The following is a 10,484-nucleotide window of genomic DNA, read 5'->3' as shown; positions in this document are numbered from 1 at the left end:
GGAGGTGCATTCGTCGCCCGGGCCGAATCGAGTGCCGGCCATCGTCACCTCGGCTCAGGATCAAGGCACGCAGTGGATGGTGCAACTCCAGATCGGTCGGCGCACGGCGTGGAGCAAGGTACGACACGCAAGCGAAGCCGTCGGCGTCGGGCCCGCGTTCGCCTACATTCCACCTGACAAGTGCGCGCTCTACGCCGATGACCGGAGAGTTGCATGAGCGTTGCCAAGCCGGTCAACCAGCGTGCGTGGTGGTTGGTGTTGCCGGTGCTGGTGAGCGTGGCGTTCTCGGCGCTGATTCCGTTGATGACGGTCGTGAACTATTCGGTGCAGGACATTCTCAGCCCGTCACAAAGCGTGTTCGTCGGCTGGGAATGGTACAAAGAGGTGTTGCGCGATCCCGAGCTGCACAGCGCATTGTTCCGACAGCTCATATTCAGCGCGGCCGTGCTGGCGATTCAAATTCCGCTCGGTATCGCCCTGGCGCTGTCGATGCCCAAAGAGGGATGGCGCTCGTCGCTGGTTCTGGTCCTGCTTGCGATGCCCCTGCTCGTTCCATGGAATGTGGTCGGCACGATCTGGCAGATCTTCGCGCGCGCCGATATCGGTTTGCTCGGCTACGTGCTGACACAGCTCGGGTTCGACTACAACTATGCGCAAGAGCCTTGGGACGCCTGGATAACGGTGCTCGTCATGGACGTGTGGCATTGGACGCCGCTGGTCGCACTACTGGCATTCGCGGGGCTGCGGGCGATTCCCGAGGCGTACTATCAAGCAGCCCGTATCGATGGAGCTTCGCGATGGGCTGTATTCCGTTACGTCCAGTTGCCGAAGCTACGCAGCGTTCTCATGATCGCGGTCCTGCTGCGGCTCATGGACAGCTTCATGATCTACACCGAGCCGTTCGTGTTGACCGGCGGCGGACCGGGCACGGCGACCACCTTCCTATCGCAGTATCTGACGCAGAAGGCCGTGGGGCAGTTCGATCTCGGCCCGGCGGCGGCGTTCTCGCTGGTGTATTTCCTGATCATTCTGCTGTTGTGTTTCGTGCTCTATAACTTCATGAAGAGCGTCGGAGCGGGCGAGCAACAGGCAAGGTCCGCATGAGCGCGCGTTCCTTTCCGGGACGCCGGATCCTGCTCGTTCTGTACCTGGTGTTCACGCTCGCCCCGATCTATTGGCTCGGGCACATGAGCCTGCGCAGTAACGAGGCCATCACCGGCGCGTTCGCCTGGTTCCCGGAATCCTTTTCGTTGGCGAACTACATCGGCATTCTGACCGACCCATCGTGGTACGACGGCTATATCAACTCGATCGTCTACGTGACGATCAACACCGTGCTGTCGGTGACGATCGCCTTGCCGGCCGCGTACGCGTTCTCGCGCTATTCCTTTCTTGGCGACAAGCACCTGTTCTTCTGGCTCCTGACCAATCGCATGACGGCGCCGGCAGTGTTCCTGCTGCCTTTCTTTCAGCTCTACACGGCGCTCGGTCTCATCGATACGCATATCGCTGTGGCCCTGGCGCACATGGTCTTCAATGTGCCGCTGGCCGTGTGGATTCTGGAAGGCTTCATCTCGGGCGTGCCGCGTGAGATAGACGAAACCGCGTATATCGACGGTTACTCCTTCCCGCGATTCTTCATCCGGATCCTGCTGCCGTTGATCAAAGCCGGCATCGGCGTCACGGCGTTTTTCTGCTTCATGTTTTCCTGGGTCGAGCTGTTGCTCGCGCGCACGCTGACTTCCGTGGACGCCAAGCCGATTGCGGCGACGATGACTCGCACCGTGTCCGCCGCGGGCATGGATTGGGGAACCCTGGCGGCGGCGGGCGTGTTGACGATCGTGCCGGGCGCGCTGGTCATCTATTTCGTTCGTCGCTACATCGCCAAGGGCTTCGCGATGGGGAGGGTGTGATGGACCTGCTGTCGTGGATGGCATGGACTGCGCCGGTGGCGATCTTCTTCGTTTGTATTGCCTTGATGCTGATCGGGATGACGATTTGGGAGCTGCGCTCGCCGACGGTGCCGCGCAAAGGCTTGTTGCCGCTGGTCACGACGCGCGGCGATCGTCTCTTCATCGGTCTGCTGCTGGCGGCGTATATCAATCTGGCGTGGACCGGCGTCACCGATCTCACTCAGTGGTGGGGCGCGATGCTCGGTGCAGTCGGTCTCGTGTGCGTGATGCGGTGGGGATAGGGTTCAGTTCAGTCTAGCGAGGAACCATGAACAAGCAGGTGCTCCGGGTTGCGATCTCTGCGGTGGCCTTATGTTTCGCGGCGGCTTCCAGCGCCGACGAGGCGGCGGCGAAGAAATGGATCGATCAGGAATTCCAACCCGCAACCCTGAGCAAGGACCAGCAGCTCGCGGAGCTGAAATGGTTCATCGGCGCGGCCAATCAGCTGCGCACCAAGGGCATCAAAGAAATCAGCGTGGTCTCGGAAACGATCACCACGCACGAATATGAAGCGAAGATCCTGGCGCGCGCCTTCGAGGAAATCACCGGCATCAAGGTCAAGCACGACCTGATCCAGGAAGGCGACGTGGTCGAGAAGCTGCAGACTTCGATGCAGTCCGGCAAATCCATCTACGACGGCTGGATCACCGATTCCGATTTGATCGGCACGCACTACCGCTACGGCGCGATCCTGCCGTTGTCGGATTTCATGGCGACCACGGGCAAAGCGTTCACCAATCCCGGGCTCGATCTCAACGACTTCATCGGCCGGAAGTTCACGACCGCGGCGGACGGCAAGCTGTATCAGCTGCCCGATCAGCAGTTCGCCAATGTTTATTGGTTTCGCGCCGATTGGTTTGCCCGCAAGGATCTGCAGGAGCGATTCAAGAAGAAATACGGCTACGAGCTCGGCGTGCCGGTGAACTGGAGCGCGTACGAAGACATTGCCGAGTTCTTCAGCAACGACGTGAAGCAGCTCGATGGCAAGCGCGTGTATGGACACATGGACTACGGCAAGAAGGATCCTTCGTTGGGCTGGCGCTTCACCGACGCCTGGCTGTCGATGGCCGGCGCGGCGGACAAAGGCATTCCCAACGGCATGCCGGTGGATGAGTGGGGCATTCGCGTTGCTGCGGACAAGTGCACGCCAGTGGGCGCTTCGGTCGCGCGCGGCGGTGCTGCGAACTCACCCGCAGCCGTGTACGCGCTCACCAAGTACATCGACTGGATGAAGAAGTACGCTCCGGCGCAATCGATGGGCATGACGTTCTCCGAGTCCGGCCCTGTGCCCGCGCAAGGAGAGATTGCGCAGCAGATCTTTTGGTACACGGCATTCACTGCCGACATGACGAAGAAAGGCCTGCCGGTCGTGAACGCGGACGGCACGCCGAAGTGGCGGATGGCGCCGTCGCCGCACGGACCTTATTGGAAGGACGGCATGCAGAACGGCTATCAGGATGTGGGCTCGTGGACGTTCTTTCGCGGACACGATCCGAACCGTCTCGCCGCGGCCTGGCTGTATGCGCAATTTGTTACCGCGAAAACCGTGTCGCTGAAGAAATCCATCGTCGGTCTCACGTTCATTCGCGACAGTGACATTCGCCACGACTACTTCACGAAGAATGCGGCGAAGTACGGCGGACTGATCGAGTTCTATCGCAGTCCCGCGCGCGTTGCGTGGACGCCGACGGGGAACAACGTGCCCGACTATCCGAAGCTCGCGCAGCTGTGGTGGCAGAACGTCGCGACTGCCGTTACCGGCGAGCGCACGCCGCAGGCGGCGATGGATAACCTCGCCGATCAGATGGATCGCATTCTCGCCCGGCTGGAACGCGCCGGCATGAAGAACTGTCCGCCGAAGCTCAATCCGAAACAGGATCCAACCACCTGGCTGTCGAACAAGTCGGCGCCCTGGGCGAAGCTCGCGAACGAAAAGCCCAAGGGCGAGACCGTGTCGTACGAGCAGCTGCTGCAGGCCTGGAAGGATGGCAAGGCGCGCTGATGCAAATAGTCAGTCATCGCACAACAGCTCGACCTTGCGGCTGGCAAGGTCCACTGCCTTCTCGTCCTCTGCCGCCGCGAGTTCCTCTTTCGCGGCCTGGCAGTGGCCGGCTTCCGATTTGCTGGCATCGCTCACCTTGCTGATGGCCTCGGCGTTGGCCGGGTCGCAGTAGTCCGAGGAAGCGCGACGGATGTTCGCGCTATTGCCAACCCGCTCGATGGCGACGCAATCGTTGGGCTTGATCTCGCGCTGATCGCTGATGATGCGTACTGAGCTCCCATCTGACATTTGCACCGTGTATTGAATGCCGGTGCGATTGCCCTGAGTGGCCGCTGTGGCCGCACCACCGAGCACAGCTCCCGTAGCGGCACCGCGTCCTCGTGAGCCGCGTCCGCTTGCCAGCAAGCCGATGGTTCCGCCGATGATCGCTCCTTGCGCGGCTTGCGAGTCCAGCGTGACTTGCTGGGCGTTTTGCACGACACCGAACTGCACGGTCGCGCTTTGCCCGACACGATGCGAGGTCATTTCGCATCCGGCCAGCGCCGCCAGCGTGACGACAACGACGCACAGACTCACTCGCTTCGACATGGAGTTGTACATGCTGATAGGCCTCCGCGCACCGCCGGCAATGCTGAATTGAAACGTTCGCACCGGCGCGGCGCATTGGGCCATGGTCCAGTGGCGTGCCGCGCGGTGCTGTGAAACTGCCTCCGCGGACCGTGACGCACTTCACGCCAGGTGCGCGGCTGGCTCGGCGTTAGGGAGAGGCCCCACTTGGTACTCAACACCTCTGCGTCTATCCACGTAAGGCGGCGCCTGAAAGGCCGCGCCTTCACTCAAGCGCTACTGATCGGTGTCGATGTGATACCACGAGATCGGTTGATAGATGTTTGGGCAGAAATAGGTATGCGTGGTAGAAGACTCGCCGTCGCAGTGTCCATCGCCGTCTGTTTTGCGCCCGACGTCTACGCCGAAGCCTCCGACGCCCAGGCAGCGGAACTGCAGGCGCTGCGGGAGCGTGTCAAAGCGCTGGAGGAAAGAATAGGCCCGGACGCGGGTGCCGCTCCGGCCGCAGATCGCGACCCGATCGTCGGCAATCTCGCCTTCTCGGGCGACGCCCGATATCGCGCCGAAAGCATCGATGTCGGCCCAGTGGACAACGACCGTCAGCGCGTTCGTGCACGCTTCGGCGTGCAAGCGGAAATCACCGATTCCCTGCTTACCGGATTCAGGCTGTCGACGGGCGAGGGTGATCCGCGCTCTGCGCATTTGACGTTCTCCGGCGGGTACTCGCGGCGAAGCTTGGGTGTCGATCTGGCTTATCTGCAGTGGTCGATTGCGCCGGAGTTGCGCGTGGTTGCCGGCAAGGTCGCTTACCCGAACTGGCAGCCCGCGCAGAGCGTCTTCATCGGCGGCGATTTCAATCCGGAAGGGTGGTCGAGCGCCTATCGCAGCGACTCCGGCTGGTTCGCCAATGCCCATCACTTCTGGCTGCAAACGCGCGCCGATGCGGCCGATTCGCGGCAAAGCGGTTTGCAACTCGGCTTTGCGAGCGCCGAGGACGCGCCTGCTCGCTTGACGGTTGCCGCAGCCTATACCGACTTCACTCATGTCGCCGGCCAAAAGCCGTTCCTCGACGGCGTCAATCCATACGGCAATAGCTTGAACGCGGCCGGCGAGCTGCTGAACGACTTCGATGTCGCCGAGCTCGCCTCCGAGCTGACGATGCAGCGTTACCCCGGTTCGCTCACCGTATTCATGCACCTGGCGCGCAACGTGGCGGCATCTGACGATGACCTTGCGTATGCAGCAGGCGTCACCGTGAACGCCTCGCGACTGAAGCACTGGCGCATCGGCTATCACTACACGCGGATCGAGAAAGACGCGCTATTCGGTCAATTGATGGACGGCGATTTCGGCGGTGGCAGCACAGACTCGCGCGGCCATGCCTTCCGGCTCTCGTATCGGCCGGCGGGACGTTGGAGCAGCTCGCTGTCGTATCTGCACAACCAAGTGAACATTTCATCGATAGCGCCGCGGCCGTTCGATCTGATCCAGCTTGATATCGATTTCACCTACTGAGAACGCCATGAGCTTTGCAAATTTGAAGATCAACGCGCGACTGATGATGGCCTTCGGCATCATCGTTGCGATCCTGATGGGCCTGATCACGGCTGCCAAGCTCAGTCAGAGCAAACAGCTGCGATCGCAGGACATGAACATCCATACCTACGAAGTGATCCAGCAGGCCGATCGCACCTTGCAGGCGCTGATCAACATGGAAACCGGCCAGCGCGGTTACCTGATGACCGGCACGGACTCGTTTCTGGAGCCGTTCCAGAGCGGGCAGACGGCGTTCAACGCAAGCTTCGATGCGCTCCGCGAGCTCACCGCGGACAATCAGGCACAGCAGCGCCGACTGGAGGATTTGAAGCGTTCACAGCAGGACTGGCTGCAAAAGGCGGTGGAGCCGTCATTTGCCTTGCGCCGTGAAGTGAACGCAGGCGGCAAGGCCATGGACGCGCTCGTGCAGTTCGAGCGCGAGGCGCACGGCAAGCAGGGCATGGATGCGATGCGCGCCAAGCTCGCTGAGATCGTGGACGTTGAGGACGATCTCTTGGGCGAGCGCACGGCGGCCGCCGCGGCCGCCCGCAAGACGCTCGATGTCGTGCTCATGGGCGGCGGTGCGCTCGCGATTGCGTTGTCGATCGCGCTGGCGATGCTGATCGCCCGCAGTATCGTGAATCCGCTGCATCAGGTACTTCGCGCGACCGAAGACTTGCGGGCCGGCGACGGTGACCTGACCTATCGCCTGCCGCGGTTGAATGCGGAGTTCGGCGAGATCTCGACTTCGCTCAACGGCTTCATCGAAAAGTTGCATGACATCGTCTCGACGACCAAGTCATTGTCGGGTTCCATGTCGACGGGCACGTTGCAGATCGCTCGCGGCAACGACGACCTGAGCCAGCGCACGCAAGAGCAGGCCGCGGCGCTGGAAGAAACGGCGTCGAGCATGGAGGAGATGACGGCGACCGTGAAGCAGAATGCGGACAACGCCCGCCAGGCGAACCAGCTCTCCAGCAACGCGCGCTCGCACGCGGAAAAAGGCGGCGCAGTCGTCCAGCGCACAGTCCAGGCGATGGAGGAGATCAACGGTTCGAGCCGCAAGATCGCGGACATCATCAGCGTGATCGACGAGATCGCCTTCCAGACGAACCTGCTCGCGCTCAACGCGGCGGTGGAAGCTGCCCGCGCCGGCGAGCAAGGTCGTGGATTTGCGGTTGTCGCCAGCGAAGTGCGCAGCCTCGCTCAGCGCAGCGCCACGGCCGCCAAGGAGATCAAAGATCTCATCAACGACTCGGTCGACAAGGTGAAGGCCGGTTCGGAACTGGTGGACGAGTCGGGTCGCACACTGAATGACATCATGGAAGCGGTGAAGCGCGTCAGCGACATCGTGGCCGAGATCGCAGCGGCGAGCGAAGAGCAGGCGCAGGGCATCGACCAGGTGAACAACGCAGTGTCGCAGATGGACACGACTACGCAGCAGAACGCAGCACTCGTGGAAGAGGCGTCGGCGGCGAGCAAGGCGTTGGAGCAGCAGGCGCAGGGCCTGGTGGCGCAGGTCGGCCAGTTCCGTACTCGCGAATCCTCAGGTGCGCAGGTCAAGCAGGGCGTTCACACCGTCAAGCCTGCTGTTACGCCGTTGCGCCGGCCGGCGAAACCATCGCGTTCGACCGGGAGCCAACCCAGTGCGCCGCTCGCGAAGGCGAGCGGTCACGACGCTGCCTGGCAGGAGTTCTGAAGCACTGCCGCTTGTCGACAAATCAAACGCGTGACATTGGGACGTGTCACGCGGCGCGAACTAACATCGATCATGCCCAGTTGACAGCGGCAAGCGAGGCGTGCTGAATCGCGCGTGACCTACATCCTCAATGTTTACTCACGGAAGGAGTTGCATCATGAACCGATGCCGAGGATTCACCGTCGCGTCGCTGTCAGTCGCTTGCGGCCTGTCCTGGCTCTCGCCGGCAAGCGCTCAAGAAATATCGCCGACGCAGGATGCCGAACGTCACTTCGACGCGCGGCTCGATCTCAACCGGGGCTTCACCGCGGGTCGATCCACCGACGCCATTCAGCCTGAATCGATTCAGGGACTGATAGCCAATGTGGAAGAGCTCACCGTGGAATCCAATGACACCACCGGCGCAGTGAGCTCGCTGTCCAGCCAGCGCGGCTATCTCACGGGCAAGGCGAGTGGCCGGCACATGGATCTGGCGATGGCGTTCATTCGCAGCAACGTCGCTGCGCTGGGACTCGAGCCGTCCGACCTGCAGGGATATGCGGTGTCGGACGTCGTGTACTCGCGAGTGACCGGCGCCACGCACATTTATTTGCAGCAGCGTCACGCCGGCATCCCGGTGTACAACGCGCAGCTGCAGATCAATGTGAATCGCGACGGCCGCATCATCAGCGTGAACAATTCATTTTTGCCGGGATTGGCGCAGTCGGTGCGTTCGCTGCGTCCGAGGATGCAGCTCGCCGAAGCAGTGAGTGCGGCAGCGAAGTTCTCGAGCATGAGCGGCGTCCCGGTGAAGCCGCCGAAGGGCCGCCTGATGTTGTTGCCGATCCGACGAGGCGAGGCGCGCCTGGTGTGGAATTTCCAGATCGATACGCCGGATCAGCAGCACACCTGGGACTTTACCGTCGACGCCGACACGGGTCAGGTTTGGACGCGCTTCGATGGAACGGTCGCCGACCAATATCGGGTGTATGCACAGCCGGTGGAGAGTCCGACGCACACGAGCCCGCTGCCTCCGTCCGATGGCCGAACGCTCGTAGTGAATCCCGCGAACAGCCTCGCGTCGCCGTTCGGATGGCACGACACGAATGGAGCGGCGGGCGCGGAGTTCACCACGACCGAAGGCAACAACGTCTCGGCCTACACCGATACGGATAACAACAATTCGCCAGACGCAGGCTCCAGTCCGAGCGGCGGTGCGGCGCTCAACTTCGACTTCGCGATCAATCTCTCGGGAGCGCCGAGCACGTATCGTCCGAGTGCGGTGACCAATTTGTTCTACTGGAACAACATCATTCACGATGTTCAGTATCAGTACGGCTTCGACGAGGCGGCCGGTAACTTTCAGGTCAACAACTATGGCCGCGGTGGGGCGGGCAACGATTCCGTGAGAGCCGAAGCTCAAGACGGCGGCGGCACCAACAACGCCAACTTCGCCACACCGGCCGACGGCTCGCGGCCGCGCATGCAGATGTATGTCTGGACCAGTCCCAATCCGGATCGCGATGGCGACCTGGATGCGGGCATCGTGGTGCACGAGTATGGCCACGGCATTTCCAATCGTCTGGTCGGCGGACCGTCGAACGTCAACTGCCTCACGAATCGTCAGCAGCCCGGCGAAGGTCTGTCGGATTGGTGGGCGCTTGCATACACCGCGCGAGCCAGCGACACGGGAGCCACTCCGCGTGGCATGGGCACGTATGCGCTAGGCCAGGCGACCAGCGGAGCGGGCATTCGCACGCAGCGTTACAGCACCGATCCGGCCGTCAACACCTGGACGTATGCGAGCATCAACGGCATGGCGGTTCCACACGGCGTCGGCTCAGTGTGGGCGCAAGCAGCGTGGGAGGTGTATTGGAAGCTCGTCGATCAATGGGGCTTCAGTTCCAATCTCTACAACGCTGCCGGCGGCGCGGGCAATCAGCGCATGATGTTGTACGTGAACGAGGGATTGAAGAACACGGCGTGCAATCCGACCTTCACTCAAGTGCGCGACGGCATCATCCAGGCGGCAATGGATAACCACGGCGGCGAAGATGTTTGTCGTGTGTGGGAAGCCTTCGCGGCATTCGGTCTCGGCGCGAACGCAGTCAGCGGCGGTTCGGGCAGCACCGCTCCGACCAATGGCTTCAACGTTCCGGCTTCGTGCCAGGGCGGCGGCGGCACGGTCGTGTTCGAGGATACCTTCGAGACCAGCTTGGGTTGGCAGACGAATCCGAACGGCACGGATACCGCCATCTCTGGAGCGTGGGAACGCGGCGATCCTGAAGCGACCGATTCCAGCGGCGCCAAACAACTCGGCACGACGACCAGCGGCAGTAACGATCTCGTCACTGCTCGGCTGGCAGGGGCAAGCGCAGGGGTGAACGACATCGATGGCGGCGTCACTTCGATTCGTTCACCGGCCATTGCCTTGCCGGCAACGGGGACGCTGACGCTGACGTTCAGCCAGTACCTTGCTCATGGCAGTAACGCGACCAGCGCGGACTTCCTGCGGGTCAGCGTCGTTGGCACATCGACGACCAGCGTGGTGTTTCAGCGGCTCGCATCGGCGACCGATGTCGATGGCGCATGGTCCACGGCGTCGGCCAGTCTCAATGCGTTTGCCGGGCAGACCGTGCGCTTGTTGATCGAAGCAGCGGATGCAGGCACGGCGAGCCTGGTCGAAGCGGGCATCGACGACGTGCGCATCACGCAACAGTAACCATTGTCGACCCACAGCGCGGGCCCA

The 10,484-nt window shown here is 62.1% G+C and carries 9 protein-coding genes; 8 read left to right on the top strand and 1 reads right to left on the bottom strand.

The genetic code is table 11. The annotated features are described in order from the left end of the window. From GYH35_RS05105 to GYH35_RS05085, 5 genes are all read left to right on the top strand, one after another. Positions 1-217, top strand: a 217-nt coding sequence (locus GYH35_RS05105) for a hypothetical protein (protein ID WP_161827809.1), incomplete at its 5' end; no start/stop codon positions are given. Continuing rightward, a complete protein-coding gene (locus tag GYH35_RS05100) occupies positions 214-1,104 on the top strand; it encodes a carbohydrate ABC transporter permease (RefSeq protein ID WP_161827808.1) in 891 nt (296 codons plus the stop codon). The genes GYH35_RS05105 and GYH35_RS05100, both read left to right, overlap by 4 nt. Next, entirely contained in the window at positions 1,101-1,913 is an 813-nt protein-coding gene (locus GYH35_RS05095) for a carbohydrate ABC transporter permease (protein WP_161827807.1), read from the top strand. The genes GYH35_RS05100 and GYH35_RS05095 overlap by 4 nt, the downstream gene beginning before the upstream one ends. Before the next feature lie 5 nt (positions 1,914-1,918). Next, positions 1,919-2,194 carry a DUF2160 domain-containing protein gene (locus tag GYH35_RS05090; protein WP_161814850.1) on the top strand — a complete coding sequence of 92 codons (276 nt, stop codon included), beginning with the start codon at positions 1,919-1,921 and terminating at the stop codon, positions 2,192-2,194. Between the two features lie 26 nt (positions 2,195-2,220). Continuing rightward, on the top strand, positions 2,221-3,954 hold the full coding sequence (locus GYH35_RS05085; protein ID WP_161827806.1) for an ABC transporter substrate-binding protein: 1,734 nt from the start codon (positions 2,221-2,223) through the stop codon (positions 3,952-3,954). A 9-nt stretch (positions 3,955-3,963) separates the two neighbouring features. Here the strand turns inward: GYH35_RS05085 and GYH35_RS05080 are convergent, their stop codons facing one another. After that, complete coding sequence (locus tag GYH35_RS05080; RefSeq protein ID WP_161827805.1) at positions 3,964-4,554, bottom strand: hypothetical protein; 591 nt, start codon at positions 4,552-4,554, stop codon at positions 3,964-3,966. A 306-nt stretch (positions 4,555-4,860) separates the two neighbouring features. Between GYH35_RS05080 and GYH35_RS05075 the strand changes: the two genes are divergently transcribed. The 3 genes from GYH35_RS05075 (at position 4,861) to GYH35_RS05065 (ending at position 10,457) form a co-directional block, all read left to right on the top strand. Beyond that, positions 4,861-6,036, top strand: a complete 1,176-nt coding sequence (locus GYH35_RS05075) for a putative porin (RefSeq protein ID WP_161827804.1) — start codon at positions 4,861-4,863, stop codon at positions 6,034-6,036. Between the two features lie 7 nt (positions 6,037-6,043). After that, positions 6,044-7,756, top strand: a complete 1,713-nt coding sequence (locus tag GYH35_RS35225; RefSeq protein ID WP_161827803.1) for a methyl-accepting chemotaxis protein — start codon at positions 6,044-6,046, stop codon at positions 7,754-7,756. 157 nt (positions 7,757-7,913) lie between these two features. Then, entirely contained in the window at positions 7,914-10,457 is a 2,544-nt protein-coding gene (locus GYH35_RS05065) for a M36 family metallopeptidase (protein WP_202624088.1), read from the top strand. The last annotated feature ends 27 nt before the right edge of the window (positions 10,458-10,484 follow it).

The organism is Steroidobacter agaridevorans, assembly GCF_009932555.1.
Classification (GTDB): domain Bacteria; phylum Pseudomonadota; class Gammaproteobacteria; order Steroidobacterales; family Steroidobacteraceae; genus Steroidobacter; species Steroidobacter agaridevorans.
This window is presented reverse-complemented; position numbering and strand designations above follow the sequence as displayed.